General features: G+C 63.0%; 23 protein-coding genes and 1 riboswitch. Of the genes, 13 read left to right on the top strand and 10 right to left on the bottom strand.

The features are described 5' to 3' along the window. The first annotated feature begins 111 nt into the window (after positions 1–111). Positions 112–324, top strand: a complete 213-nt coding sequence (locus EJ072_RS28910; protein WP_126082382.1) for a hypothetical protein — start codon at positions 112–114, stop codon at positions 322–324. A gap of 347 nt (positions 325–671) precedes the next feature. After that, positions 672–1535, top strand: a complete 864-nt coding sequence (locus EJ072_RS28905) for a methyltransferase domain-containing protein (RefSeq protein ID WP_127256270.1) — start codon at positions 672–674, stop codon at positions 1533–1535. 95 nt (positions 1536–1630) lie between these two features. Here the strand turns inward: EJ072_RS28905 and EJ072_RS28900 are convergent, their stop codons facing one another. The 6 genes from EJ072_RS28900 to EJ072_RS28875 all read right to left on the bottom strand — a co-directional run bounded on the left by EJ072_RS28900 (position 1631) and on the right by EJ072_RS28875 (position 10785). Continuing rightward, entirely contained in the window at positions 1631–2254 is a 624-nt protein-coding gene (locus tag EJ072_RS28900; RefSeq protein ID WP_126082380.1) for a class I SAM-dependent methyltransferase, read from the bottom strand. A gap of 2 nt (positions 2255–2256) precedes the next feature. Next, the gene (locus tag EJ072_RS28895) at positions 2257–2706 is read right to left on the bottom strand and encodes a GtrA family protein (protein ID WP_281059410.1); all 450 of its coding nucleotides are present in this window, start codon (positions 2704–2706) and stop codon (positions 2257–2259) included. Positions 2707–2726: 20 nt separating this feature from the next. Then, on the bottom strand, positions 2727–3677 hold the full coding sequence (locus EJ072_RS28890) for a glycosyltransferase (RefSeq protein WP_245467033.1): 951 nt from the start codon (positions 3675–3677) through the stop codon (positions 2727–2729). A gap of 43 nt (positions 3678–3720) precedes the next feature. Next, positions 3721–4941, bottom strand: a complete 1221-nt coding sequence (locus tag EJ072_RS28885; RefSeq protein ID WP_126082378.1) for a glycosyltransferase family 2 protein — start codon at positions 4939–4941, stop codon at positions 3721–3723. Between the two features lie 181 nt (positions 4942–5122). After that, positions 5123–8650: a DNA polymerase III subunit alpha gene (gene dnaE / locus EJ072_RS28880; protein ID WP_126082377.1), complete on the bottom strand. Its 3528-nt coding sequence runs from the start codon at positions 8648–8650 to the stop codon at positions 5123–5125. A 122-nt stretch (positions 8651–8772) separates the two neighbouring features. Next, positions 8773–10785, bottom strand: a complete 2013-nt coding sequence (locus EJ072_RS28875) for an acetyl/propionyl/methylcrotonyl-CoA carboxylase subunit alpha (RefSeq protein WP_126082376.1) — start codon at positions 10783–10785, stop codon at positions 8773–8775. 242 nt (positions 10786–11027) lie between these two features. Here EJ072_RS28875 and EJ072_RS28870 point away from each other — a divergent pair, with 242 nt between their 5' ends. From EJ072_RS28870 to EJ072_RS28835, 8 genes are all read left to right on the top strand, one after another. Continuing rightward, positions 11028–12155, top strand: a complete 1128-nt coding sequence (locus EJ072_RS28870) for an S-(hydroxymethyl)glutathione dehydrogenase/class III alcohol dehydrogenase (RefSeq protein WP_126082375.1) — start codon at positions 11028–11030, stop codon at positions 12153–12155. A 65-nt stretch (positions 12156–12220) separates the two neighbouring features. Further along, complete coding sequence (gfa, locus tag EJ072_RS28865; RefSeq protein WP_126060495.1) at positions 12221–12790, top strand: S-(hydroxymethyl)glutathione synthase; 570 nt, start codon at positions 12221–12223, stop codon at positions 12788–12790. Between the two features lie 47 nt (positions 12791–12837). Next, positions 12838–13650 (top strand): hypothetical protein, encoded by an 813-nt coding sequence (locus EJ072_RS28860; RefSeq protein WP_126082374.1) that lies wholly within the window; start codon positions 12838–12840, stop codon positions 13648–13650. A 31-nt stretch (positions 13651–13681) separates the two neighbouring features. Further along, a complete protein-coding gene (locus EJ072_RS28855) occupies positions 13682–14137 on the top strand; it encodes a YaiI/YqxD family protein (RefSeq protein ID WP_126082373.1) in 456 nt (151 codons plus the stop codon). A 25-nt stretch (positions 14138–14162) separates the two neighbouring features. Next, positions 14163–14834 carry a DUF1345 domain-containing protein gene (locus EJ072_RS28850; protein WP_126082372.1) on the top strand — a complete coding sequence of 224 codons (672 nt, stop codon included), beginning with the start codon at positions 14163–14165 and terminating at the stop codon, positions 14832–14834. Between the two features lie 97 nt (positions 14835–14931). Further along, a complete protein-coding gene (locus EJ072_RS28845) occupies positions 14932–15804 on the top strand; it encodes a cytochrome b/b6 domain-containing protein (RefSeq protein WP_126082371.1) in 873 nt (290 codons plus the stop codon). 1 nt (position 15805) lies between these two features. Further along, a complete protein-coding gene (locus EJ072_RS28840) occupies positions 15806–16597 on the top strand; it encodes a molybdopterin-binding protein (RefSeq protein WP_126082370.1) in 792 nt (263 codons plus the stop codon). Beyond that, positions 16597–17016 (top strand): GNAT family N-acetyltransferase, encoded by a 420-nt coding sequence (locus EJ072_RS28835; RefSeq protein ID WP_126082369.1) that lies wholly within the window; start codon positions 16597–16599, stop codon positions 17014–17016. Before EJ072_RS28840 ends, EJ072_RS28835 begins: the two co-directional genes overlap by 1 nt. 6 nt (positions 17017–17022) lie before the next feature. Here the strand turns inward: EJ072_RS28835 and EJ072_RS28830 are convergent, their stop codons facing one another. Next, complete coding sequence (locus EJ072_RS28830) at positions 17023–18027, bottom strand: hypothetical protein (protein WP_126082368.1); 1005 nt, start codon at positions 18025–18027, stop codon at positions 17023–17025. Positions 18028–18259: 232 nt separating this feature from the next. Next, positions 18260–18346: riboswitch (glycine riboswitch) on the top strand. 150 nt (positions 18347–18496) lie between these two features. Between EJ072_RS28830 and gcvT the strand changes: the two genes are divergently transcribed. From gcvT to gcvP, 3 genes are read left to right on the top strand one after another with little or no spacing between them, the layout of a single operon-like run. After that, entirely contained in the window at positions 18497–19594 is a 1098-nt protein-coding gene (gene gcvT / locus EJ072_RS28825; protein WP_126082367.1) for a glycine cleavage system aminomethyltransferase GcvT, read from the top strand. A gap of 7 nt (positions 19595–19601) precedes the next feature. Next, complete coding sequence (gene gcvH, locus EJ072_RS28820) at positions 19602–19970, top strand: glycine cleavage system protein GcvH (RefSeq protein WP_042644226.1); 369 nt, start codon at positions 19602–19604, stop codon at positions 19968–19970. A 16-nt stretch (positions 19971–19986) separates the two neighbouring features. Then, positions 19987–22794, top strand: coding sequence for an aminomethyl-transferring glycine dehydrogenase (gcvP, locus tag EJ072_RS28815; RefSeq protein ID WP_126082366.1), 2808 nt, complete (start codon positions 19987–19989; stop codon positions 22792–22794). Between the two features lie 4 nt (positions 22795–22798). On the opposite strand, the gene EJ072_RS28810 is transcribed toward gcvP, so the two are convergent. From EJ072_RS28810 to EJ072_RS28800, 3 genes are all read right to left on the bottom strand, one after another. Beyond that, positions 22799–23971: a GGDEF domain-containing protein gene (locus EJ072_RS28810; protein ID WP_126082365.1), complete on the bottom strand. Its 1173-nt coding sequence runs from the start codon at positions 23969–23971 to the stop codon at positions 22799–22801. A 418-nt stretch (positions 23972–24389) separates the two neighbouring features. Next, on the bottom strand, positions 24390–24872 hold the full coding sequence (locus EJ072_RS28805; protein WP_126082364.1) for a hypothetical protein: 483 nt from the start codon (positions 24870–24872) through the stop codon (positions 24390–24392). A gap of 282 nt (positions 24873–25154) precedes the next feature. Then, complete coding sequence (locus EJ072_RS28800; RefSeq protein ID WP_126082363.1) at positions 25155–26120, bottom strand: type II secretion system F family protein; 966 nt, start codon at positions 26118–26120, stop codon at positions 25155–25157.

Here is a 26120-nt window from a genome sequence, read left to right as displayed (position 1 = left end):
CTCCCCGAGCGCGCGAGCGCAGGCATAGACCATGGCCACGGTCGCGCATGCCAGCAGGGCGGTTTGGATGCGGCCGACAAGCAGGATCGACGTGGCATCCCAGCCGATTAGGTGGGCGATCTCGTAGAAGATCGCATAACCGACCGCCTTGGGATGCCAGATCGTATCGAAAAGGCCGTCAGAGAAATATTTTGCCCATCCGAGCTGGACGAATTCGTCCATGACGAAGCGAGCGTTCCAAGCCAAGGTGAAAAGCAAAATGATCTTGAGCGCGATCAGGACGCCCAGAAAAATCATTGCCTTGCGCCGCCCGAGACCGAATAGCTCGGTTGATCTGTGTGTAAGTGCTTGCGTGTCCAAGATACCACCAAAACCCTGGCTCAGACAGGGCCACCCGCATACCGCCGACTGCGCCCCCCGATCGCTACCGCCCCGCCCGCGACCGGCGAATTTGAAGAGGGCAACTCCATCTCGGCGTTAAAGTGGTTACTTGCCCGAACACCGTGCCGAACCGCGTTGCGTTATCTTGGTCGCTCATGTGGATCGTGGGTTCTTACCGAGTCCGCCCGTTTAGCTTGTATCGACTTGACTTTAGCAACTGTTAGCCTTCGCCTGTTAAGAAATGCCTATATACATGCATGGTAACCTGCTCTCCCAAATAACGTGGAGACTTGAAAGGACAGCGCGTGCTGCAATCCAAATTCACGTCGGGCCTTGTCTGCCCAACCTGCTATGCAGAGCTCGCGGCCGGCCCAACTACCCTAACATGCAAGTCTTGCTCCACCATCTATCCCATACGACAGGGCATTCCGTTCTTTGTCGAGCCACCGGCGAGGCAAGGCTTCGACGCCAGCTTCCATGAAGAGGTGTATGCCGGCACCAGCACCCGCGCCCGCCTCTACAATTCGCTGAAACGACTCGTCACAAGCGAGTATTCACCGCATGACACACTGAACTCGTTTCTAGCGTCGGTGCCTGAACATGCCATGGTCATTGAGTTCGGCTCCGGCGCTCGGCGCATCCGCTCGGACGTGCTCAATATAGACTTGTTCCCCGCACCGAATGTCGATCTCGTCGCGAATATCGAGCACACCCCCCTTTCGAGCAACTCGGTCGACTACGTCATTCTGGATAGCGTGATCGAGCATGTTCCCAATCCCGCTGCGGTGGTCGATGAAGTGCTGCGCGTCCTGAGGCCAGGAGGCAAGCTGCTGTGCATCAATCCGTTCCTGTTTCCGTATCATGGCTACCCCGCTCATTACTGCAACTTCACGAAGGACGGGATCGAGCAGCTTCTTCGGCGGTTTGGAAGCATTGAGGTTCAGACGCATCAGGGACCGACGACCGCTATCGTCAACATCCTTTCCGAGTACGTTGGGGTGATTGTGGGTCGGGAGAGTCGGACCCGCTACATGTTGGCGAAAGGCGCTGTGTTGACGCTAACATTCCCGCTCAAGTTCATCGACAAATTGCTTGTCGATCGCCCGGAGAGTCATCGGATCGCTAGTATGCTCAGCACCATTGCGATCAAATAATTCGACTGGCGTGTAAGTCCGCACGCATCGCGTCTAACACCCGCGGCACAGGCCGAGAGGCGGTGGCATTGATCGCGGGGTAATCGGTTTAGAGACTACCAAGTCAACACTTCGCAATAGTTCGGCCAGTCCGGCAAAGCCGATACCCTCTGTGCTTTCGGAAAATACCGTCGCGCCATGACTGCAAAGTCCGAGCGTGAAAACAGCACGACATGCTTGTCTCCGGTTATGTGTCGGTCCGCAAGAAGCGACAACGAAGCGCGCACGCCACCCGGCTCAATGTCCTTCAATATGATCTTCCGGCAAGCCCAGCGTTCGCAGCTGTTGGCCAGCGACTTGAAGAACGCGCCGCGTTGATCGACTGGCACATGATGGATGACGTCGGAAATTGTCACGGCATCGTAAAGCCCGGTTACGGTGGCGAGATCAGTCGCAGGCAGAAGTTCAACCCTCGCCCGATTTACGTCGCTTAAGAATGTGCCGATTGAAGGAGCCAGATCGCACATCGTAACCGCCAGGTCAGGGCGTCGATTTAGGAGCCGCTCGATAAGCGCGCCATCGCCGCCGCCAATATCCAATATCTTCGCGCCGTTCGGCAATTCGCGATCAAGAAAATCGGCAATGAGGTTGAGATTGACGAACACACGACGATAGACATTGCCAAGCGGCTCAAAATGGCGACCAAGAACCTTACGTGCAACCTGACCTGGTGCCAGCATTCTTACTCCTCGTTTCTCAAGCGGACGGCTGATGTCAGCAGATAGAGACGCGGTAAGATGGCCCAGTGCGCAGCGGCAAAGTTCCAGACGAATAGGGCGATAGTGGCGATTGGAGTGGCAACCGCAACACTAAGACCGAAGCCGGAACACAGGACAACCATCATGGCCACCGAGATTGGATAAGCCGCCACTACGCCTCCTACGAAACGCGTGAATGCATTCAAGCGAAGTGGCTGGGCAAAGGTGAACCGGCTGTGCAATGCGTATCCGATCGGCGTTACAGTCACGAACGAAACCAGGATGCCCAGCAGGTAGTGTCCCCCCAAGCGATCGACCGCAATCATGATGGCGTTATGCGCAATGGCGCATATCAGCCCCACCAGCGTGTATCGCCACCCTCGTTCCACAAGCGGTCTTCTGCGGGGACCCGCGCCCTGCTCATCCTTGGGCATAGCTGGACCAGACATTGGCGTCAGAAAGCCCCTGTCAGTTTCGCCCGAAGCCGACAAATGACACGCTCCCACAAGCGCGAGTCACGCAAATAGCGCCTCATGCCGCCCGGTCCGAGCGAGAATACAACACGCGCCGCGCGCACCAGTGCCTTCAAGTCACCGCCCGATGCAGCGGCCAGCGAGACATTGACGCTGATCGATGCCCGGGCAGTAGGTTCAACCAGGCGCCGGCTGCTAGCCGGAAGCTGGGGAAGATGGCGTTCCATGACAATTTGCATTTGCGACCGGAACTCGCTGACGTCACGGGACCCGGTTACAGTAAGCGAACTGCCGTGAACCCGAAAGGCCGTCGTGACCTCGTCGTGATAAACGACTGGACCGGTACTGGCGAGTTTCGCCCAGATGTCCCAATCCGCCGTATACCAGAGTTTCTCATCCATGCCCCCGCACACCAGCCATGCGGTTCGGCGAAATATCGGAGCGGGCACAGAGACAAAGTTTTGCACAAGCAGCCGCTCCAACAAGAATTGAGCTCCGAGCACCTTGTCGGCCGGCAAAGGGCAGTTCCAGCGTCCAACTCGGTGTCCGTAGCGGTCAATGATGGCGGTCGGAGCCAAATGAAGCGCGACTTCGGGCGAGCCATCGAGCCAGCGGCGGGCGGCCTCGACGCGCCCGGGCAGCCACAGATCGTCTTGGTGAAGGATGCAGACGTGATCAGCGGTCGCTAGCTCGACGCCCAAGTTGGTCTTCGTCTGCCAGGGCGTGAGGTCTCGTCGCTGAAGCAGCCGGAGCGGTATTCGGTGGTCAAATCGCTCGACGATGGCAGCCGTAGCGCTCGTCGGGGTGCTGTCGATGACGATTATTTCCAGATTGCCGGCCGGCTCGGCAACCAGCGAGTCAAGTGTTGCTTCAATCCATGCCGCACCTTCGTGCACCGGCATGACCACCGACAGGAATGGCTTTTCGTCCACTGAGCCATCTGTTCGAGCCTCAGTTTGGGCGCCAGCCGAACCGTCAAATCGCACGCCTGTCACCCAGATTATCAAGCAGCAGCTTGAGCACGAAGCCGGACAGCACCATGGACATACCTGCCACGCAGACAGTGGTGGTGACAAAGGTCAGGTGCACCGACTGCTCCATCGGGCCACCGACAAATATCCAGTGCAGCGCCAGCAGCGCGTCTGCGACAAAGCCGACCACCGCCAGCGCACCGCCGGAAAAAACCAGCCATTCCAACGGGCTGCCACGCATCAGCCAGGGCACGACTCGGCCCCCGTGGACTGGCTGATAGATAGCGATTGCCACCTTGGCCAGCATACCGAACAAAATCGCCGAAAGGCCTATCAGCGTCGCCATGGAGGAAAGCGCGACGAAGTGAATTCCGAAATACCAGCCACCGATCCGCACAGGCCCGGCTGCGAGGACCGACAGCCCGGCAATACCGGCTACCAGCAAGGTCGCCCCCGGTATGAGGTACATGGTGTCGGGCGCATGGGCCACGATCAGCCGCAGGTGCCTCCAGCCGTCGCGGAACGAGCGCAGGTGAGGTGGGCGGCCGCGCTTGTCCGGATAAAGCTTGATCGGCACCTCGCGGATCACCAGGCCCGCGCGATGGGCGTTGATGACCATCTCCGAGGCGAATTCCATCCCGGGCGAGCGCGCGCCTATCCTGCGGAACGCTTCGCGGGTAAACCCGCGCATGCCGCAATGGAAATCATGTATCGGAGAGTGGTGGAGCCAGCGGGCAATCGTCGAAAGGACAGGATTGCCGAGATACCGGTGCAGCGGCGGCATGGCCCCAGGCTCGATACCGCCCGCAAAGCGATCGCCCATCACCAGATCAGCCCCCTCCTCCAAGGCGGCGATAAAATCGCCGAGGCTGCTCCAGTCGTAAGAGTCGTCGGCATCGGCCATGATGAGATACGCACCTTGAGCGGATTCAGCCGCCGCGCTGATCGCCGCACCATATCCCTTGACCCGTTGGTGCACGACACGCGCGCCGAGGGCCTCGGCGATCTCAACCGACCGGTCACTCGACCCGTTGTCCCCTACGACGACCTCGCCCTTGATGCCCCGCTTCGCAAAAACGTCGAAGGCCTTGCGGATGCAGATGCCAAGCGTACGCTCTTCGTTCAGGCAGGGGATAATAGCCGACACCAGAGGTGGCTCCGCCTCATCCGCGCGCTGCCCGTCGCGATCCGTCTGGATCGTCTGGAAATCCAACCTGTCGACCATGATCCCCGCCCCGGCCCAATCGTCAATCTTCCCGGCGACACAAACATGCGCCCCGCCGCCTGTTCGCAACACTAAAACAAGTTAGCTAACAATAATATACCAGTCGCGCCGCTGTCGTAGTTGAGGTAAATGCAGCGTATTGGCGGGAATTTGATCCCGCGCTACATGCGACGACTGTCGGCTAAACCAACTCCACCTCGACCACGCCCGGCACCGCGCGCATTGCCGACGCCACTTGCGGCGAGATGCGGTAGCGGTTGGGCAGTTCGATCTCGACCTCGCCCTGTCCTGCATCCTTGATCAGCACGAAGCTCACCTGCCCTTCGCCCTTGACCGAAAGCTGGTTGGCGAGCGTGCCGAGGGGTGCTGCGTCACGCACGAAGATGCGCAGCGCCTTCTGGATGCGGCTGGCTTCGTCCTCCAGCGACTGCACGGTCTGGATGCGCAGATTGATGCCCTCCGGCCGGTCCTCCGCCGAAACGGTGATCACCACCGAGCGGCCCGGCTCCAGCATGTCGCGATACTGCGCCAGCCCTTCGGAAAACAGCACCGCCTCATACTGGCCGGTCGTGTCGGAGAACTGCACGACGCCCATCTTGTTGCCGGTGCGGGTCTTGCGCTCCTGCTTGGTGGTGACGGTGCCGGCGAGCCGCCCGGCGGCCGCGCCCCGTTTGACCGCGGCCGAGAATTCTCCCCAGTTCTGCACGCGCATCTTCTGGAGCGCTGCCTTGTACTCGTCCAGCGGATGCGCGGAGAGATAGAAGCCCACCACCTGGAACTCGCGGTGCAGCCGGTCCGCGGCAAGCCACGGATCGGTCGCCGGCAGGTTGAGCGCCTGCGACTGGCTGCCGAGCGATGCGCCGAAAATGTCGGCCTGGCCGGAGATGGCGTTCTGCTGCGCCAGCGAGGCCAAGCCCATCATGCGCTCGACGCCGGCCATCATCTGGGCGCGGTCGTGGCCGAAGCAATCCAGCGCGCCGGCCATGATCAGGCTTTCGAAAACGCGCTTGCCGACGATCTTCGGATCGACCCGCTCGCAGAAATCGGCAAGGTTCTTGAACGGCTTCTCGCCGCGCACGGCGACGATATGCTCAACCGCCGCGTCGCCGACGCCCTTCAGCGCCGCCAGCGAATAGAAGATCTTGTTTTCACCCACTTCGAACGGGCGGAAGCTGGTCATCACCGACGGCGCCACCACCTCGATGCCGAGGCGCATGGCATCCTGGCGGAAGTCGGCCAGCTTGTCTGTGTTGCTCATGTCGAGCGTCATCGACGCCGCCAGGAACTCGACCGGATAATGCGCCTTGAGATAGGCGGTCTGGTAGGAGACGACAGCGTAGGCCGCCGCGTGCGACTTGTTGAAGCCGTAGTCGGCGAACTTCGCCAGGAGATCGAAGATGAAGTCGGCCTGCGGCTTGGAGACGCCGCGCTCGACCGCGCCGGACACGAAGCGCTCGCGCTGCTTGTCCATCTCGGCGCGGATCTTCTTGCCCATGGCGCGGCGCAGAAGGTCGGCTTCGCCGAGCGAATAGCCGGACAGTTCCTGCGCGATCTGCATCACCTGTTCCTGGTACACGATGACGCCTTGCGTCTCCTTCACCAGATGATCGATCTTGGGATGGATCGAGGCCATCTCCTCCTCGCCATGCTTTCTGGCATTGTAGGTCGGGATGTTCTCCATCGGGCCGGGACGGTAGAGCGCCACCAGCGCGATAATGTCCTCGATGCAGTCCGGTCGCATGCCGATCAGCGCCTTGCGCATGCCGGCACTTTCAACCTGGAACACGCCGACGACCTCGCCGCGCGACAGCATCGAGTAAGTCTCTTTGTCGTCGAGCGGAATGCGCGCAAGGTCTATGTCGACGCCGCGCCGGCGGATGAGCTTCACCGCCGTTTCCAGCACGGTCAGCGTCTTCAGGCCGAGGAAGTCGAACTTCACCAGACCCGCCTGCTCGACATATTTCATGTTGAACTGGGTGACCGGCATGTCCGAGCGCGGATCGCGGTACATCGGCACCAACTCGGACAACGGCCGGTCGCCGATGACGATGCCGGCGGCATGCGTCGAGGCATGGCGGTAGAGGCCTTCGAGCTTCTGCGCCGTATCGAGCAGCGTCTGCACGATCGGCTCCTTTTCCGCCTCCTCGGCGAAGCGCGGCTCGTTGGCGATGGCATCCGCCAGCTTGACCGGATTGGCCGGGTTTTGCGGCACCATCTTGGAGAGCTTGTCGACCTGGCCGTAAGGCATCTGCAGCACGCGGCCGACGTCGCGCAGCACCGCTCGCGCCTGCAGCGTTCCGAAGGTGATGATCTGGCCGACCTGGTCGCGGCCGTATTTCTGCTGGACGTAGCGGATGACCTCCTCGCGCCGGTCCTGGCAGAAATCGATGTCGAAGTCCGGCATCGAGACGCGGTCGGGGTTAAGGAAGCGCTCGAACAGCAGCGAGAAGCGCAGCGGATCGATATCGGTGATGGTGGTCGAATAGGCGACCAGCGAACCGGCGCCCGAACCGCGCCCCGGGCCGACGGGAATGCCTTGCGACTTGGCCCATTTGATGAAGTCGGCGACGATCAGGAAATAGCCCGGAAACTTCATCTTCTCGATGATGCCGAGCTCGAATTCGAGCCGCTCGCGATATTGCTCGACCGTGTAGCCCGGCGTCGGGCCGTGCGCGGCAAGCCGCGCCTCCAGCCCCTCGCGCGCCTGGCGGGCAAGCTCTGCGGCTTCCGCCTTTTCCGCCGCGTCCTTGTCGGCCGCGTCGGCGCCGGTGAAGCGCGGCAGGATCGGGCTGCGGTTCTTCGGATAGTAGGAGCAGCGCATCGCGATCTCGACCGTGTTGTCGATCGCTTCCGGCAGGTCCGAGAACAGCCGCGCCATCTCGGCCTGGCTGCGCAGGAAATTGTCCGGCGAAAGCCGCCGGCGATTGTCCGCGGCGACCACCGATCCCTCTGCGATGGCGATCAGCGCATCATGCGCCTCATAGTCCTCGCGTTTGGAGAAAAACGCCTCGTTGGTGGCGACCAGCGGCAGGTCGTGCGTGTAGGCTAGGTCGACCGTCGACTTTTCGACCATGCGGTCGTAGCCGGCGACCCGCTCCAGCTCGACATAGAGCCTGTCACCGAACAGGCCCTTGAGGAACAGCAGCCGCTGTTCGGCAAGGTCGCGCCGGTCCGCCTTGAGCGCGCTGCCGATCGGACCGCGCGGGCCGCCGGTCAGGCAAATCAGCCCATCGGACCGGCCTTCCAGCATGGCGCTGGTCAGGTGCACCGGCTCGCCGGGCGGCGTCTCTAGATAGACCTTGCTGATCAGCCGCACGAGATTGGCATAGCCAGCCTCGCTGGCGGCGATCAGCACGACCGGCGACATCTCCGGCCCATGCCGGCGACGGTCGCGCTGGCCGTCGCTCGCCTCGCCGGAAAAGGCGAGATCGACCTGGCAGCCGATGATCGGCTGGACGCCGTCCTTGACCGCCTTCTGGGCGAATTCCAGCGCGCCGAACAAATTGTTGGTGTCGGTGACCGCTATCGCCGGCGCCTCGTCCTTGACCGCATGGCCGACGATCGCGCCAAGCTGAAGCGCGCCTTCGAGCAGCGAATAGGCCGAGTGCACGCGCAAATGGATAAAGGTCCGCGCCGGCGCTTCCGGCCGCGCGGCCCTCACGGCTGCTTCGCGCTGCAACGGATCGCGTGGAAGTCGTTCATCCGCCATGTTTTTTCGCGCTGTCCCAAAGACTCAATCTGTTGAGATGTATTGTCCCGGACGCGGCCGTGCCAGTCCAGCACAAATGACCGACAGGGCACAGGCTTAGGCCGGCTGGCTACCGCCTCTTCTCAGGCGAACTCCATGATCACCGCATCGACCGCCAGGCTGTCGCCTGGCTTGGCGTTGAGCTTGGCTATCGTGAGGTCGCGCTCGGCACGCAGCACATTTTCCATCTTCATGGCCTCGACCACGGCAAGCGTCTCGCCGGCCTTGACCTCTTGGCCCTCGGCCACCGCGATCGAGACGACGAGGCCCGGCATCGGGCAGAGCAGCATCTTCGAAGTGTCCGGCGGCAGTTTCTCAGGCATCAGCCTTTCGAGCTCGGCAGTGCGTGGCAGCATCGCGCGCGCCGTCACCGACATGCCTTTCCAGGCAACGCGCAAGCCGTTCAGCATCGGACGGATCTGTGCGACGACCTTGTCGCCGCCGACCTTGCCCTGCCAGAGCCCGTCGCCCGGCCGCCAGTCGGAGGCAACGGTCAGCGGCTTGCCGCCGTCGATCAACAGATCGACCTCCATCGGGATCGAGACCATGCCGTCGACGATCGCGACCGGAAAATAGTCCGCGCCGATCTTCACCACCCAGTCGCGCTTGAGATGGCCGGAATGCGGCGCCAGGCGGCCGCTCAGCCGATCGAGCCGGTCGCGGCGCAAAAGTTCGATCGCTGTTGCGACGGCGGCGAAAACCGCCCTCTCCTCGCCATCCGGCGCGACCGGGGAAAAACCGTCCGGATATTCCTCGGCGATGAAGCCGGTCGACAGCCGCCCCTCACGCCAGCGCGGGTGCTGCATCAGCGCCGAAAGGAACGGGATGTTGTGCTCGATGCCGTCGACGACGAAGCTGTCGAGCGCCTCCGACATGGCGTCGATGGCCTCCAGCCTTGTCGGCGCCCAGGTGCAGAGCTTCGCCACCATCGGGTCATAGAACATCGAGATTTCGGAGCCTTCGGTGACGCCGGTATCGTTGCGGATGACGATGTCGCCGAACGTGCCCTCCTGCGGCGGCCTGTAGCGGGTCAGCCGGCCGATCGACGGGAGGAAGTTGCGGAAAGGATCCTCGGCATAGAGGCGGCTCTCCACCGCCCAGCCGTTGAGCTTCACGTCGCTCTGCTTGATGCCGAGCTTCTCGCCGGCGGCGACGCGGATCATCTGCTCGACCAGGTCGATGCTGGTGACCAGTTCGGTCACCGGGTGCTCGACCTGCAATCGCGTATTCATTTCAAGGAAATAGAAGTTCTTGTCCTTGTCGACGATGAACTCGACGGTGCCGGCGCTCTGGTAGTCGACGGCTTTCGCTAGCGCCACCGCCTGCTCGCCCATCGCCTTCCTGATCTTGGCGTCGAGGAATGGCGACGGCGCCTCCTCGACCACTTTCTGGTTGCGGCGCTGGATCGAGCACTCGCGCTCGCCGAGATAGAGCGCCGTGCCATGCGCGTCGGCCAGCACCTGGATCTCGATATGGCGCGGATCGACGACGAATTTCTCGATGAAGACGCGGTCGTCGCCGAAGGAGCTTTTCGCCTCCGAACGCGCCCGGTCGAAGCCGTCGCGCACCTCCGCCTCGCTCCAGGCGATGCGCATGCCCTTGCCGCCGCCGCCGGCCGAGGCCTTGATCATGACCGGATAGCCGATCTCGCCGGCGATCCGCTCGGCATGGTCGGCGTCTTCGATGACGCCCAGCCATCCAGGCACGGTCGAGACCTTGGCTTCGCTGGCGAACTTCTTCGATTCGATCTTGTCGCCCATCGCCTTGATGGCCTTGGGCTTCGGTCCGATGAAGACGATGCCTTCTTTCTCCAGCGCCTCGCAAAATGAGGCGCGCTCCGACAGGAAGCCGTAGCCCGGATGGACGGCCTCGGCGCCGGTTTCCTTGCAGGCGGCGATGATCTTCTCCGGAAGCAGATAGCTCTGTGCCGCCGGCGAAGGCCCGATATGCACCGCCTCGTCGGCCATTTCGACATGCACGGCATCGCGATCGGCATCCGAATAGACCGCGACGGTGGCAATGCCCATCTTGCGCGCCGTCTTGATGACGCGACAGGCGATCTCGCCGCGATTGGCGATCAGGATCTTCTTGAACATTCGGATGTCGTTCCTCCGGCGAAGCGGACCAGTTCTATGGATAATTCCGGCGCGCCTCAAGTGTCCGCAGGCCGGCGTCCCCCGGCGACGATTGCAGAAACCGCGCCGAAAAACGTCGCAAGAGACGTTGGCCGCCGGAGCGGAACTCGCTAAGCTTGCGATCAAAGGGATGGCAGGCTGGCATTCGCCACGGGCAGCCTGCCGTTAGCTAAAACTTACAGATCGCTTGGGAGGAATGCCTCATGAAAACGCGTGCCGCCGTTGCCGTCGCCGCCGGAAAGCCGCTGGAGATCATGGAGGTGGACCTTGAAGGCCCGCGCGATGGCGAGGTTCTGGTCGAGGTGAAGGCGACCGGCATCTGCCACACCGACGAATTCACCCTGTCGGGCGCCGATCCGGAAGGCATCTTTCCGGCGATCCTGGGCCATGAGGGCGCCGGCATCGTCGTCGATGTCGGCAAGGGCGTCACCTCGGTCAGGAAGGGCGACCACGTCATCCCGCTCTATACGCCCGAATGCCGGCAGTGCCCGTCCTGCCTGTCGCGCAAGACCAATCTGTGCACCGCCATCCGTGCCACTCAAGGACAAGGCCTGATGCCCGACGGCACCTCGCGCTTCTCGCTCGGCGGCGAAAAACTCTTCCATTACATGGGCTGCTCGACCTTCTCCAACTTCACCGTGCTGCCGGAGATCGCGGTCGCCAAGGTCAACCCAGACGCCCCCTTCGACAAGATCTGCTACATCGGCTGCGGGGTCACCACCGGCATCGGCGCCGTCATCAACACCGCCAAGGTCGAACAGGGCGCGACCGCCGTCGTCTTCGGTCTTGGCGGCATTGGCCTCAACGTCATCCAGGGGCTTCGCCTTGCCGGCGCCGACATGATCATCGGCGTCGATGTCAACAACGACAAGAAGGCCTGGGGCGAGAAATTCGGCATGACGCATTTCGTCAATCCGAAGGAGATCGATGGCGACATCGTGCCTTACCTGGTCAACATGACCAAGCGCGGCGCCGACCAGATCGGCGGCGCCGACTACACCTTCGACTGCACCGGCAACACTAAGGTGATGCGCCAGGCGCTGGAAGCCTCGCATCGCGGCTGGGGCAAGTCGGTCATCATCGGTGTCGCCGGCGCCGGCCAGGAGATCTCGACGCGGCCCTTCCAGCTGGTCACCGGCCGCACCTGGATGGGCACCGCCTTCGGCGGCGCGCGTGGCCGCACCGACGTACCGCGGATCGTCGACTGGTACATGGAAAAGAAGATCCAAATCGATCCGATGATCACTCATACGCTGAAGCTCGAGGACATCAATAAGGGTTTTGACCTCATGCATGAGGGCAAGTCGATCCGCAGCGTCGTGGTTTACTGAGGAAAGCCACCAGGCCGCAGGCCGGAACGCCGGCGACCTCTGTGGTAAAACATGGGAGGAATGGAATGGCCGAGAAACTGCATCCGAAGATTGACAATGGCTTGCCGAAGGAAAGCGCATCCTTCTCCGGCGGCACGCTGGTCTGCCTCTGCACGAGCAACCCTGTGAAGGTGAAGGTCAAGGGCCAGATCGCTCACGACCACGCCTGCGGCTGCACCAAATGCTGGAAGCCGGAAGGCGCCATATTCTCGGTCGTGGCCGTCGCCGGTACCGGCGACGTCACCGTCACCGAGAATGGAGACAAGCTGAAGGTGGTCGATCCTTCGGCGCTGATCCAGCGCCACGCCTGCACCGGCTGCGGCGTCCACATGCATGGCCCGGTCGAGCGCGACCATCCCTTCAAGGGCCTGTCCTTCATCCATCCGGAACGCTTCGAGGAGGACGGCTGGTCGCCGCCGGGCTTCGCCGCCTTCGTCTCCTCGATCATCGAATCCGGCGTCGACCCCAGCCGCATGGACGGTATCCGCGCGCAACTGAGATCGATTGGGCTCGAGCCCTATGACTGCCTCAACCCCGGCCTGATGGACTATATGGCCACCTGGACGGCGAAGAAGTCCGGCGCGCTGCCGGCCTGAGCCCAGTCGGTCCGGTGACGACCGGGCGCTCCTGCGTGAAATGCTTCATGGAAATTGCCAATGGGCGATCGAAAGATCGCCCATTGGTCGACGTTCGCCCGGAGGGACAAATGCTGGCAACAGCCATCGCAGCGGCCGTGCTCTTGATCGGGATAGTTCTCGCCTATGGCATCAAACGGTTTTCCCTTGGCGACAGTGTAACCCTGATCGCTCTCATGATCATTCCGTTGCTCGCTTATGGGGTAGTGTCCGGCGATATCAGCGAGTTCACCGGGCCGGGTGGCTGGGGCGCGAAATTCCGCGAGGAAGCCAAGAAGACAATCGACCCGATACCGATCAGTTCTTCCATTGTCGAAGGCGAGTTCGTCGCCAAGGGCGACTTCGTCCAGCTTGAGAATGTCGATCGCAATTTGGCGCCGGGAAAGCCGGTGAGCATGACTTTGCAGCTTGGCCGTGGCGACTATTATCAGGCGCCCGTCATTGCAGAGTATATCCGTGTCCTATCGCAACATGATCCCGACATGTCGGTAGTGGTCATCGACCCTGCCGGAAAGTATGTCGCCTCAGCCAAGGGCAGCGTCGTGCTGGCGCAGCTGACCGATAACAGGAACTCTGAGCAGATCAGCCGTCTGATGGCTGCCCTGCGGGGGTCCGATCCGGCGGCGATTCGGACGGTCGGCGGCTTCTCCGACAAATCCATCGCCGACACGGCCAGCAACGTCGACGCCTTGCAGAAAATGCAAAGCGAGAATACAGCCAGACTCGTGGCCATCACCGCCGCCGGGGTGCCGGAGGGCATCGTGCTGCGTGACATGATCGTCACTCGGTTGCTGGTGGAACTGGCGCCGGAAGACAAATAGCCGCCAGGAGTCGCCGATCGCTCGGGAAATCATGATCTACGTCGATGCCGACGCCTGCCCGGTCAAGGCCGAGGTCGAGAAGGTCGCCGAGCGTCATGGGGTTGTCGTCACCTATGTCTCCAATGGCGGCCTGCGCCCATCGCGCGATCCGATGATCCGCAATGTCGTCGTCTCCAAAGGCGCCGATGCCGCGGACGACTGGATCGTCGAGAACGCCAGGGAGAACGACATCGTGGTGACGGCCGACATTCCGCTTGCCGCGCGCACGGTGGCGCTCGGCGCGCATGTGCTGGGGCCGACCGGACGCCCGTTCACCCCGGAAACCATCGGCATGGCGGTGGCGATGCGCGATCTGAAGCAGCATCTGCGCGAGACCGGCGAAAGCCGCGGCTTCAATGCCTCCTTCACGCAAAAGGACAGGTCGCAGTTTCTAGGCGAGCTCGACCGCATCTTGCGGCGCGCGCTCAAATCCGTCACACCGGATTGATCCAACGTCTTCAGGGACCCGACCCATGGGTGAAGACCTCAAGACGCCGATGCATCGCCACATGCAGTTCGCACTGGCCTTTGCGATCGGCATCGTCGCCCTACTGGTGGCTCTTCTGCTCAAGGCACCGCTCCCCTACTCCATCGGCGCCAATGTGTTCTTCGTGAGCTATATCGCCATGGTGCTGGCGCTGATGCCGAGCCTCACCGGCCGCTATCTCAGCAGGAACGCGCGCGCGACGGACATGCCCGTGCTGCTTATCTTCGCCGTCACGTTCTTCGTCGTCGTTGCGGCCATCGTCTCGCTGTTTCTTTTGATCAATCAGAAAGATGCGGCGCACCCTTGGCAGCTTGCCTTCGCCATGCTGTCGATCCCGCTCGGCTGGTTCACCATCCACGCCATGGCGTCGCTTCACTATGCGCATGTCTATTGGAAGGATGGAGGCGAGATCGATCAGAAAACCCAGAAGAAAATGCCGGTCGGCGGCCTCGATTTTCCCGGCGGCAAAAGACCAGAAGGTTGGGACTTCCTCTATTTCGCGACGGTCATCGGCATGACGGCGCAGACGGCGGACACGGCCATAACCACCTCGCAAATGCGCCTTGTCGTGCTTGTCCACTCGATCCTGAGCTTTTTCTTCAACACGGTGATCGTTGCCGCGGCGGTCAATCTCGCGGTCACCCTGGGCTCTCCGTAATAAATCCGTGATCGCATGAAACATTGCCTTGTGCGGCGACGTATTGAGGGAAGACAAGGACCTGAGAAGCCGCCTGCCTGAGGCGGCCGGAGGCAAGATGGACGCTGTTGCCAACAACCAATCCACCCCCAAGGTGGACGAAGTGGACACCACCCTCATCTACCGGCAGTCGCGCTGGACGCGGTTGACCCATTGGCTGTGGGCTTTCTCGCTGTTCTTCATGCTGCTTTCCGGCCTGCAGATCTTCAACGCGCGGCCGCAGCTTTATCTCGGCAAGCAGTCCGGTTTCGAGTTCAACAACACCATTCTCGAGATCGGCGCCGAAAACACCGCCAACGGTCCGCGCGGTTTCACCGCGATCCTCGGCCACCGCTTCGACACTACCGGCGTGCTCGGCTGGTCGGGTCCGCCCGGACAGGAAACGCCCCGCGCCTTTCCGGCCTGGGCGACCATTCCCTCCTATTACGACCTTGGCACCGCCCGCGTCGTGCATTTCTTCTTCGCCTGGATCCTAACCACGACGCTGCTCGTCTGGCTGATCGCCGGCCTGGTCAACGGCCACATCCGCCGAGACCTCGCCCCTCGCCTCTCGGATATGCGCAAGCTGCCGCGCGACATCGTCGACCACGCGAAGCTGAAATTCCACCACACCCGTGAGTACAACACCCTGCAGAAGATGGCTTATGGCGGCGTGCTGTTCGTGGCTCTGCCGTTGATGATCGTGACCGGGCTCGCCATGTCGCCAAGCATGGATTCGGTGCTGCCATGGCTCAACGAAATCCTTGGCGGCCGACAGACGGCGCGCACCATCCATTTCGCCGTCATGGTGCTGCTCGTCCTCTTCTTCATCGTCCACATCCTGATGATCCTGGCCGCCGGCCCGATCAACGAGCTGCGCTCGATCATCACCGGCTGGTACCGCACCGACCCGCCCGCAAAGCACGACCAGCCGACCGAGAGGAGCGCCTGAGATGGCAAAATTCCAGATCAGCCGCCGTAAATTCTTGACCGCGAGCAGCCTCGGCCTGTCAGGCATCGCATTATCGGGCTGCGACGCCTTCGACAGCGGTCTCGGCATTGGTGGCGGCCTGCGCAGCTTCCTCGAAAACGCCAACGGTCTGACTTACCGCGCGCAGCGCTTTCTTGCAGGCCGCGACGCGCTGGCGCCGGAATTCACCGAGGCCGATATCCGTCAGCCGCAGCGGCCGAATGGCGTCACGGCGCCCGATGACGACACCTACAAGGGTCTGCTCGCCAACAATTTCGCCGACTGGCGCCTGGAGGTCACCGGGCTGGTCGAGAAGCCGCTGTCGCTGACCCGCGAGCAGCTCCAGAACATGCCGAGCCGCACCCAGATCACCCGCCATGACTGTGTCGAAGGCTGGAGCTGCATCGCCAAATGGACCGGCACGCCGCTGTCGCTGGTGCTCGACCAGGCGGTGGTCAAGCCGCAGGCGCGCTACGTCATGTTCCACTGCCTCGACACGATCGAGCAGAGCCTGTCCGGCGACATCAAATATTACGGCACCATCGACCTGATCGATGCCCGCCATCCGCAGACCATTTTGGCCTACGGTCTCAACGGCAAGCCGCTCCCGGTCGAGAACGGCGCGCCGCTGCGCGTCCGGGTCGAGCGCCAGCTCGGCTACAAGATGCCAAAATACATTTCTAAGATCGAGCTGGTCGACAGTTTCGCCACTATCGGCGGCGGCCGCGGCGGCTATTGGGAGGATAATGGCTACGACTGGTATGGCGGGATTTGATGATCCCTCGCCTGCGGGCCGAGCACGATCTGCCGTCCGCCGAGCTTGATGCCGTCGAGGAGCGTCTGCATGACGACAACCGACGGCTGACCGGTCGTGACGACGACCGTGCCCTCACCTTTGCCTTGCGGGATGAGCAAGGGCGCGTCGTCGGGATCGCCGCCGGTCATTCCTGGGCCGGCATCGCCGAGCTCACGCTGATGTGGGTCGACGAAACTTATCGCGGCCTTGGCCACGGCAGGAAGCTGCTTGATGCCTTTGTCGCGGAGGCCGCTGCGCGCGGCTCCCTGCGGATATGGGTTTCGACCCACGACTTCCAGGCGCCGGGCTTGTACGAAAAGGCCGGTTTCGAGCGCATCGCCGAACTCACCGGATGGCCCGAAGGCCATTCCAACATCATCCTTTGTAAGACGATTTAAGAGCGCCTAAGCGACTTTATCCAGCAGCGGCTTCAGCGCCGGATGGATTTCCGGCGAAGCGTGCCTGATCAGCGTCAGCAGCGCGCGCTCGTTGTCGCGCAGCGGCCGCTGGCCGCCGTCGATGCGCTCGGCCAGCCATTTGGCTTCGTCGGCAACGATGGTCTCGGCACGGCGGGCAAGCGCCTCGGCGGCCCGGTTCCTGGCTTCCCATTCGGCCTCGATATCGCCGGGAGAATGATAGGCTTCGAGGACCGCGGCGAATCCGCCCGACACCATCCGGCTGAAGAACCCACCGAGCGCCGGGCCTGCCTCGTCAAGGAAGTTTTCATGGCGCAGCGCCGCTTCGCGCGTCGGCGGCTCGTAGCCGGCCGAGCACATGACATAGTTGGCGATCGCCTTGACGAAGAGCTCGTTCCAGGACGGATCATTGTCTGCGGCCGCCGTTCGGTCATTGATCCTGAACAGCACCTCTGCCTCGGCCTTGGTAATGGCGATGTTGCCGTCGCCGCCAAAGGCATGGAGGATGCGGTGCAGGAGATCGACCTCGGCCTTGGCGATCAAGCCCGGAACCAGCTCGCCGCCGATCATCAACGGCCCCTTGCCGTCGATCACCGCATGCGCGACCTGCTCCAGCGCGTAGGCCGAAAGCTGGCCGGGCGAGGATTTGGCTTCCTCCAGCACATGCACCAGCAGCTCGAGTTCCGTGCGGCTGTCGACCATGCCGTCACGCGAGACGGTGCGGACCAGCCAGTCGGCATTCTCCTCCGAGATATAGCCTTCCGGCTTTTCCTGGTGGACGATGTAGTCGGTCACCGCCTCGACGAAGAACGGTGCCCATTCGCCGCATTTGTCACGCGCCGTCTGGTCGAGCGCGAACAGCGCCTCCGCCTCGCCCCGCGTCACCACGCCGTCGGCGAATACCTCGCGCCGCAGCATTGCCACGTCCTCGGCCGTGATCTTGTTCTTCGACGTCAGCCCCGCCACCGGACCGCTCATGATCAATTCGCCCATCTGCCGTCCCTGCCCGTCGCCTTTTGCCGGCGTTATCCCGTCAGGTTTATCAGCGGTGTCTTGAGAAACCGGCAAATGGTGTGGTTAGCGAAGCCTTGCCGGCCGCGCCTTGTTGAGATTCACGTCAGGCCGGCCTCACCTGAATATCGGCGCACCTTTGATGTCGCTGGGAGGTGACAAGGTGTCGCCAACGAGCTATGGATGGCGCGTCGGGGGCTCGGTTTGTGAGTCCCACCTGTTTGCGGGAGAGAGCAGCGCAAGCTGTCGCCGAAGGGGAAATCGCCCGAAATCTCTCAGGCAAAAGAACCGTTGACGGGAAAGACAACTCTGGAAAGTCGGGGCCTGGCCCCGCGCCGAAGGTGTAAGCGCTGCCGACAGAGTTACGGGGCGCGAGTCTCTCAGGCTTCAGACAGAGGGGCACGGAACAGGCCGCCAATGGCGGTCGATTGCGTGCGACTCTGGAGAAGACATGACAGGCGAAGACACCAGGCACCTACCCCTCGAGGATTTGCATCAGGCCGCGGGCGCGCGCTTCGGCGCTTTTGCCGGCTGGTCGATGCCGCTCACCTATCCGCCCGGCGTGATGAAGGAGCACCTGCACACGCGCGAGCATGCCGGGCTGTTCGACATCTCGCATATGAAGCTGTTCGAAGTCGACGGTCCGGGCGCCGCGGCGCTGTTGAACCGGGCCTGCCCGCTTGATGCCGGCGCGCTGGACATCTCGCAGTCCAAATACACCTTTTTCCTCAACGAGGCTGCCGGCATTATCGACGACCTGATCGTCACGCGCCTTGGCGACGACCGGTTCATGGTCGTGGCCAATGCCGGCAACGCCATCGAGGACGAGAAGCATCTGCGCACGCTCTCCGCCGATTTCGACGCCACGGTCGAGCCGCTCGACCGCGTCTTCCTGGCGATTCAGGGTCCGGATGCCTGGGTGGCTTTGGCACGGGCCGGCATCGAGACCGGCTCGCTGCTCTTCATGCATGGCATCGAGCCGCGCCAGAACTGGTTCATGAGCCGGTCCGGCTACACCGGCGAGGACGGTTTCGAGGTTGGCCTGCCGGAGAAGGACGCGCGGGATTTGGTCGCCAAACTCCTGGAAGACGAGCGCGTGCAATGGATCGGCCTTGCCGCCCGCGACAGCCTGCGCCTCGAGGCCGGGCTCTGCCTGCATGGCCAGGACCTGACGCCCGGGATCGACCCGGCAAGCGCCGGCCTGATGTGGGCGATCCCCAAGGAAGTCCGCGCCGCCCATTTCATCGGCGCCGACGCGCTGCGCTCGATCCTCGATCGCGGGCCGTCGCAGAAACGCGTCGGCCTGAAGCCCGACGGGCGCCAGCCGGTGCGCGCGGGCGCGACGCTCGTCGATGCCGGCGGCAATCCGGCCGGCCACGTCACATCAGGCGGCTTCGGCCCTTCGACCGGCCACCCGGTCGCCATGGGCTACGTCAACATCGCGCTGGCCAAGGCCGGCACGAAACTCTTCGCCGATGTCCGCGGGACGAAGATCCCGATCGACGTCACGTCCCTGCCCTTCACCCCACACCGCTACCGCAAAGGATGATCTCCAGATGGCAAAGACCTATTTCACTGAAGACCATGAATGGCTCCGCGTCGAAGGCGGCGTCGCCACTGTCGGCATCACCGACTATGCGCAGGAACAGCTCGGCGATCTCGTTTTCGTCGAGCTGCCGGAAATTGGCCGCAAGCTCGCCAAGGGCGATACCGCCGTCGTCGTCGAATCCGTGAAGGCGGCTTCGGACGTTTACGCGCCGGTCGACGGCGAGATTACCGAGGCCAACGGCTCACTGTCGGCCGACCCTTCGCTGGTCAATTCGGCGGCGACCGGCGACGGCTGGCTCTGGAAGATGAAGCTTTCCGACGAAGGTCAACTCGACAGCCTCATGGATGAGGCCGCCTACAAAGCCCATATCGGCTGACAACAGGATCTTGGAAATGACCGCAGCACCTGCTCCTTTCTCGGCCCGCCATATCGGTCCCTCCGTCAACGACGTCAGGGCGATGCTCGCCGCCATCGGCGTTCCATCCGTCGAAACGCTGATCAGCCAGGCCGTGCCGAAGTCGATCCGCCTCGATCGGCCACTCGACCTGCCCGCTCCGGCGAGCGAAGCCGAAGCGCTGGCCGAATTGTCGGCGATGATGGCGAAGAACACGGTGCTGAAGAGCTTCATAGGCGCCGGTTATCACGGCGTCTTCGTGCCGCCGGTCATCCAGCGCAACCTGTTCGAGAATCCGGCCTGGTACACGGCCTACACGCCCTACCAGGCCGAGATCAGCCAGGGCCGGTTGGAAATGCTGTTCAACTTCCAGACCCTGGTCACCGAGCTCACCGGCCTGCCGGTGGCGTCGGCTTCGCTGCTCGATGAAGCGACCGCCGTTGCCGAGGCCGTCGGCATCGCGCTGCGCCATCATCGCGACAAGCGCACCAAGGTGGCGCTTGCAGGCACCCCGCACCCGCAGACGCTGGACGTCGTGCGCACCCGCGCCGAGCCGCTCGGCATCGAGGTCGATGGCGAGACGATCGACGACAACACCGCCGCCCTGCTCGTCTCCTGGCCGGACACGTTGGGCGTCTATGGCGATCACAAGGCGGCGATCGAGAAGGCCCGCGCCGCCGGCGCGCTGGTCGTCTTCATCGCCGATCCGCTGGCGCTGACGCTGACGGATGCGCCGGCAAAGCTCGGCGCCGACATCGCGGTCGGTCCGATGCAGCGCTTCGGCGTGCCGATGGGTTTCGGCGGCCCGCATGCCGCTTATTGCGCCGTTTCCGACAAGCTGACCCGTCTGATGCCCGGCCGCCTCGTCGGCCAGTCGACCGACACCAAGGGCCGCCCCGGCTACCGGCTGGCGCTGCAGACGCGTGAGCAGCACATCCGCCGCGACAAGGCCACCTCCAACATCTGCACCGCGCAGGCGCTGCTGGCCAATATGGCCGCGGCCTATGCGATCTGGCATGGCCCTGCCGGCCTCCAGGCGATTGCCGGTCGCATCCACGGCCTTGCCGACCGCCTCGCCTCAGGTCTCAAAGCCGCCGGCGTATCGGTGCTCGGCGCAAGCCGCTTCGACACGGTGACGGCCGAGGTGAAGGGCAAGGCCGGCGCGATCGCCGCCGCCGCGGAGAAGACAGGGCGGCTGCTGCGCGTCATCGATGCGGACAAGATCAGCATCGCCTTCGACGAGACCTCGACGGAAGCCGATCTCGAGGCCATAGCCGGCCTTTTCGGCGCCAAGCCAGGCGCGGACGGCGGCTCGATGCCCGGCAAGCCGCGCGGCAAGGAGTTCCTGACGCAGCCGATCTTCCACGAGAACCGCTCCGAGACCGACATGATGCGCTTCCTGCGCCGGCTGGCCGACAAGGACCTGGCGCTCGACCGCGCCATGATCCCGCTCGGCTCCTGCACGATGAAGCTCAATGCCGCCGCTGAAATGATGCCGGTGAGCTGGCCCAGCGTCGCCAATCTGCATCCCTTCGCACCCGCCGGCCATTCGGGCGGCTACCGCGCCATGATCGCCGATCTCGAAGCCTGGTTGTCGGAGATCACCGGCTTCGACGCCGTGACCTTGCAGCCCAATGCCGGCAGCCAGGGCGAATATGCCGGCCTGCTCGCCATTCGCGGCTATCACCGCGCGCGCGGCGAAGGTCACCGCACCGTCTGCCTGATCCCGTCCTCCGCGCATGGCACCAATCCGGCGAGCGCCGCGATGGTCGGCATGAGTGTCGTCGTCGTGCGCTGCACCGAGGACGGCAACATCGATGTCGAGGACCTCAAGGCCAAGGCGGCCGAGCATTCGAAGGACCTCGCGGCGCTGATGTTCACCTACCCCTCGACGCACGGCGTCTACGAGGAAGGCGCACGCGACCTCTGCGCCATCGTCCATGAGCATGGCGGCCAGGTCTATTTCGACGGCGCCAACCTCAACGCGCTGGTCGGTCTCGCCCGTCCAGGCGATATCGGCGCCGACGTCTGCCACATGAACCTGCACAAGACCTTCTGCATCCCGCATGGCGGCGGTGGGCCGGGTGTCGGTCCGATCGGTGTCAAGGCCCATCTGAAGCACTACCTGCCCGGCCACGTGACGGAAGGCACGACCCATGCCGTGGCGGCGGCGCCGTTCGGCAGCGCCTCCATCCTGCCGATCACCTGGATGTACATCCGCATGATGGGCGCTTCAGGACTGAAGCAGGCGACGGAAACGGCGATCGTTTCCGCCAACTACATCGCGACCCGGCTCGCGCCGCACTTCCCGCTTCTCTACAAGGGCAGGCACGATCGCATCGCCCACGAGTGCATCCTCGACACTCGCGTGCTCAAGGAGAGCGCCGGCATCAGCGTCGACGATATCGCCAAGCGCCTGATCGACTATGGCTTCCACGCGCCGACCATGTCGTTCCCGGTCGCCGGCACGCTGATGGTCGAGCCGACCGAGTCCGAGCCCAAGCGCGAGCTCGACCGCTTCTGCGAGGCGATGGTAGCCATCGCCGGCGAGGCGGCGAAAGTGGCGAAGGGCGAGTGGCCGTCCAACGACAACCCACTGGTCAACGCCCCGCACACCGCGGCGGAAGCGCTTGCCGCTGAGTGGAAGCATCCCTACTCGCGGCTCGAAGCGGCCCACCCTGCGGGCGACGCCGACCTGGCGACGAAATACTGGCCCCCGGTGTCGCGCATCGACAATGTGGCCGGCGACCGCAACCTGGTCTGCTCGTGCCCGCCGCTGTCGGAATATCTCGGCGCCGCGGAGTAGTCGTTCAGGCGGTTTTCTGGGCCGGCCCGCTATCGGGCTGGCCCTGTTCTCGTTGGGCGATAACGCGGTTCCGCCCGGCGCGCTTGGCGGCATAGAGCGCGGCGTCCGCTTCGGCCAGCACCTCGTCCAGGGTCCGGCCACTAGCTGCGCCAAATCCCATGCCGCCGCTGACGCTGCTGCGCAGCGGACCGCGATGCGTCGCGACGATCTCGGTGCCGAAGGCGACGCCGATGCGGCTTGCCATGTCATGCGCCTTTTCAGGCGTGATCCGCGACATGACGATCGCGAACTCCTCGCCGCCGAGCCGGAAGGCGTCGACCCCTGTCCTGCCATATTTCTTGATCACCGCCGCGAAGCGGCAAAGGACCTTGTCGCCGACGGGATGGCCGAAGACATCGTTGGTCGTCTTGAAATGGTCAAGATCGAACATCGCGATCGCCATGAACGGACCAAAGCTGCGATCGCCGTAGAGTTCGTTGAGCGCCCTGCGGTTCATCAGGCCGGTCAACGGATCGGTCATGGTCTCGGCCTTGAGCTCGATCTGCGCTTGCAGATGATGCAGCGAAAGCGTCAGCGCCCCGAGGCCGGTCATGCAGGCAACCGCGACGACGGTGTTCAACCGCTCCGCCCAGTTGTCGGGCGCAGCACCGAGAACCCATTGCCCTTGCACCAGCAACACCAGGCCGCACAGCGCGAAGGACAAGCCGCAGGCTCCGCTCAGGAACGAGACGACGAGCAGGATCCTGCGGTCGTGATCGCCCTTCATCCAGAACATCGTTCCGATCGCCGCGAGCAGCGCCGTGACGGCCGAATAGGTGATGAGGAAACCGATGCCGTCGAATCCGAGATAGGTGAAGACGGCGCCGGCGGCCATGGCTGCCAATGTCGGCAGAACAACGCTACCATGGTTGCCGACGCCCAGATATTGCATCGCCGACAGGCAGATGATGAGGAAACCCAGGCTGAGCAGCACCAGCACTGCCTGGCAGAGCCAAGGGTTGGGCTCCTTGGTGTATTGCCAGAACAGAACGACATGCGCGACAAGCACAAGGATGCCGCACGCCACCGTCAGCACGAAGGGCGCCCGCGGAGCGGTGAGCCAGATCGCAAGCATGGTGATGCTGAGGCACGTACCCGACAACGCCGCCGCGAGCAGGAGCGAACTAAAATCCAACATTGTTGAGCCGCCGCCTCTTGGGAGTGGTCAGTGACGCTGCATTCTAGGTTAACGGCGGCCCACTGATACCGTTTTCAGCTAACCTTTCGACCCAACCTTCCGACAAGGTTTACAAAGCATCCACTACTGCATCCAGCAGAAGCGAAGACTAGAAATTGTTGGTTTATATTGAAACAGTTCTTTTTCACCAGCGCGAGGCGATCCCCGCGAAAAACGATATTCGCCCGACGTTGTACACCTGGTAAGCCGGTTGACAGGCGTGCGTCCGCCAGCCGGAAATTCAACCCTGTCGCTTTGATTTCGCCAATCGACAAACGAAAATTGTAACGGGTGGAACTTGTCGCGTTTCGCTGAAACGGCGTTCGGCCGGCGGCCGAGGAATTCGGGCGGAACCATTTAAGCCAAGCCCGATAAGGCTCTAGCTCTTGTTCAGAAGTGCCAGATTGGCGTTGACCACCGTCTGGTCGGCCATGCCGGCCTTGGCCTCGAGCAGCAGCGCGCGCGCCTTCTTCTTGTTGCCGCGCAGGAGCTGCGAATAACCCATATTGTTGACGATCTGCGGCTTGCGGCCGGCAACCTTCAGCAACTGCGCATAGGCGCGGTCGGCGAAGTCGAAACGGCCGAGCTCGTCATAGGAAGCGGCAAGCCCCATCCAGGCTTCGGCATTGTCGGATCTGAGCTCGACCGCCTTGCGGAAATGCTGTTCGGCCAGGCCGAAATTCGCCTCGCGGAACTGGGCCTTGCCTTCGACGAGGTCGTTGGCGCTGACATCCTTGGCCACCGGCTGGATCGCGGTGGTCTTGGTCGTGTCGACACTGTTGCTGGTGTTGCTCGTCGTGCAGCCGGTGATCATCAAGGCGGCCGTCAATGCCACCGCTGCCGTGGGAAGTCTCTGACGCATGCCCCTGCCCCATCGCCCGATTTGCCGGGTCGTTCTTCACGAAAAGACGATACAGGAGAGCGATTAAGCTTCGGTGCCGAAATGCAGCTAAATTTTGGTTCCCCGCCAAGGATGCGTTAACCAGCAGACCAGCGATGGTTGAGGTATGCTGAGATTCGGGTCAGGCCGTGTCGAGAATAATGGCTTTCGAGAACCGGAGCGGAGCGTACTTGAAGTACGTGAGCACCGGGAGCGCAGAAAGTCGCTATTCGCAGGCCGGCCTCACCCGAATATCAGCATACCTCAGTGATGCGCCGTCAGCTTCACAATGATCGGAATAATGGCGATCATCAGCACCACCGGCAGGATGCAGACCGTCACCGGCACCGACATCTTGGCCGGCAAGGCATGCGCCTTCTCCTCCGCCAGCGACATGCGCTTATGCCGCATTTCGTCGGAGAAGACGCGCAGCGAGCCCGATAGGCTGGTGCCGAGCTCCTTGGATTGCTGCAGCAGCGTCGCGAAGGAGCGCACCTCGTCCAGGCTGAGACGGTCGGCGAGCGCCTTCAGCGCGTCGTCGAGACTGCGCCCGGCCCGCAGCTCCAGCGACACCAGGATCAGGTTCTGGCTGAGCGACGGATAGGTCCTGGCAAGCTCCTTGGAGACCCGCTCGATGCCGGCCTCCATGCTCATGCCGGCATCGGAGCAGACGATCATCAGATCCATGAAATCGGGAAAGCCGTTGCGGTATTCGCGCATCTTCTCCCGAACCTTCTGCGTCAGCACCAGGCCCGGCAGGAAATAGCCGCCGGCGCCCGACAGGATGATGAAGGTCCAGCGGCTGGTCATGGTCGACTCGGCGCTGGCCGCCCAGTGGTTGATCAGGAACGCGCCCAACGCCGCGCCGATCATGGTGGCGAAGCGGATCAGGAAGAACATGCCGACGGCGCGCGGCTCCATATAGCCGGCCTGGATGAGCTTCATGCGCAGCCGCGCGACATTTTCCGGGTCGCTCTTGGCATAGAACTCCTGCGCCCGTTTCACCGCCTTCTCGCGCACGGCGCTGGTGCTCTTCTTGGGCGCAGCGTCCACCTGCTCGGCCGGCTGCACCACCTCGACCTTCAGCCGGCGCTTGACCTCGCCGCGATCGCCCTTGGCGAGCACAAGCGGCCAGGCAACGGCACCGCCGCCAAGCACCAGCAGCAGCACGGCAACCGGCATCAGCGACGTCGGCGCGAGCGAGGCGAGAAAGCGGATGACGTCTTCCAT

Origin of the sequence: Mesorhizobium sp. M2A.F.Ca.ET.046.03.2.1 (genome assembly GCF_003952425.1) — a bacterium.
Taxonomy (GTDB): domain Bacteria; phylum Pseudomonadota; class Alphaproteobacteria; order Rhizobiales; family Rhizobiaceae; genus Mesorhizobium.
This window is presented reverse-complemented; position numbering and strand designations above follow the sequence as displayed.

Excerpts from the sequence above, each read along its gene's own strand:
- EJ072_RS28900 (WP_126082380.1), bottom strand. The coding sequence starts at position 2,254 with ATGCTGGCACCAGGTCAGGTTGCACGTAAGGTTCTTGGTCGCCATTTT.
- EJ072_RS28895 (WP_281059410.1), bottom strand. The coding sequence starts at position 2,706 with ATGCCCAAGGATGAGCAGGGCGCGGGTCCCCGCAGAAGACCGCTTGTG.
- EJ072_RS28885 (WP_126082378.1), bottom strand. The coding sequence starts at position 4,941 with ATGGTCGACAGGTTGGATTTCCAGACGATCCAGACGGATCGCGACGGG.
- dnaE (WP_126082377.1), bottom strand. The coding sequence starts at position 8,650 with ATGGCGGATGAACGACTTCCACGCGATCCGTTGCAGCGCGAAGCAGCC.
- EJ072_RS28875 (WP_126082376.1), bottom strand. The coding sequence starts at position 10,785 with ATGTTCAAGAAGATCCTGATCGCCAATCGCGGCGAGATCGCCTGTCGC.
- EJ072_RS28870 (WP_126082375.1), top strand. The coding sequence starts at position 11,028 with ATGAAAACGCGTGCCGCCGTTGCCGTCGCCGCCGGAAAGCCGCTGGAG.
- gfa (WP_126060495.1), top strand. The coding sequence starts at position 12,221 with ATGGCCGAGAAACTGCATCCGAAGATTGACAATGGCTTGCCGAAGGAA.
- EJ072_RS28860 (WP_126082374.1), top strand. The coding sequence starts at position 12,838 with ATGGAAATTGCCAATGGGCGATCGAAAGATCGCCCATTGGTCGACGTT.
- EJ072_RS28855 (WP_126082373.1), top strand. The coding sequence starts at position 13,682 with ATGATCTACGTCGATGCCGACGCCTGCCCGGTCAAGGCCGAGGTCGAG.
- EJ072_RS28850 (WP_126082372.1), top strand. The coding sequence starts at position 14,163 with ATGGGTGAAGACCTCAAGACGCCGATGCATCGCCACATGCAGTTCGCA.
- EJ072_RS28845 (WP_126082371.1), top strand. The coding sequence starts at position 14,932 with ATGGACGCTGTTGCCAACAACCAATCCACCCCCAAGGTGGACGAAGTG.
- EJ072_RS28840 (WP_126082370.1), top strand. The coding sequence starts at position 15,806 with ATGGCAAAATTCCAGATCAGCCGCCGTAAATTCTTGACCGCGAGCAGC.
- EJ072_RS28835 (WP_126082369.1), top strand. The coding sequence starts at position 16,597 with ATGATCCCTCGCCTGCGGGCCGAGCACGATCTGCCGTCCGCCGAGCTT.
- EJ072_RS28830 (WP_126082368.1), bottom strand. The coding sequence starts at position 18,027 with ATGGGCGAATTGATCATGAGCGGTCCGGTGGCGGGGCTGACGTCGAAG.
- gcvT (WP_126082367.1), top strand. The coding sequence starts at position 18,497 with ATGACAGGCGAAGACACCAGGCACCTACCCCTCGAGGATTTGCATCAG.
- gcvH (WP_042644226.1), top strand. The coding sequence starts at position 19,602 with ATGGCAAAGACCTATTTCACTGAAGACCATGAATGGCTCCGCGTCGAA.
- gcvP (WP_126082366.1), top strand. The coding sequence starts at position 19,987 with ATGACCGCAGCACCTGCTCCTTTCTCGGCCCGCCATATCGGTCCCTCC.
- EJ072_RS28810 (WP_126082365.1), bottom strand. The coding sequence starts at position 23,971 with ATGTTGGATTTTAGTTCGCTCCTGCTCGCGGCGGCGTTGTCGGGTACG.
- EJ072_RS28805 (WP_126082364.1), bottom strand. The coding sequence starts at position 24,872 with ATGCGTCAGAGACTTCCCACGGCAGCGGTGGCATTGACGGCCGCCTTG.
- EJ072_RS28800 (WP_126082363.1), bottom strand. The coding sequence starts at position 26,120 with ATGGAAGACGTCATCCGCTTTCTCGCCTCGCTCGCGCCGACGTCGCTG.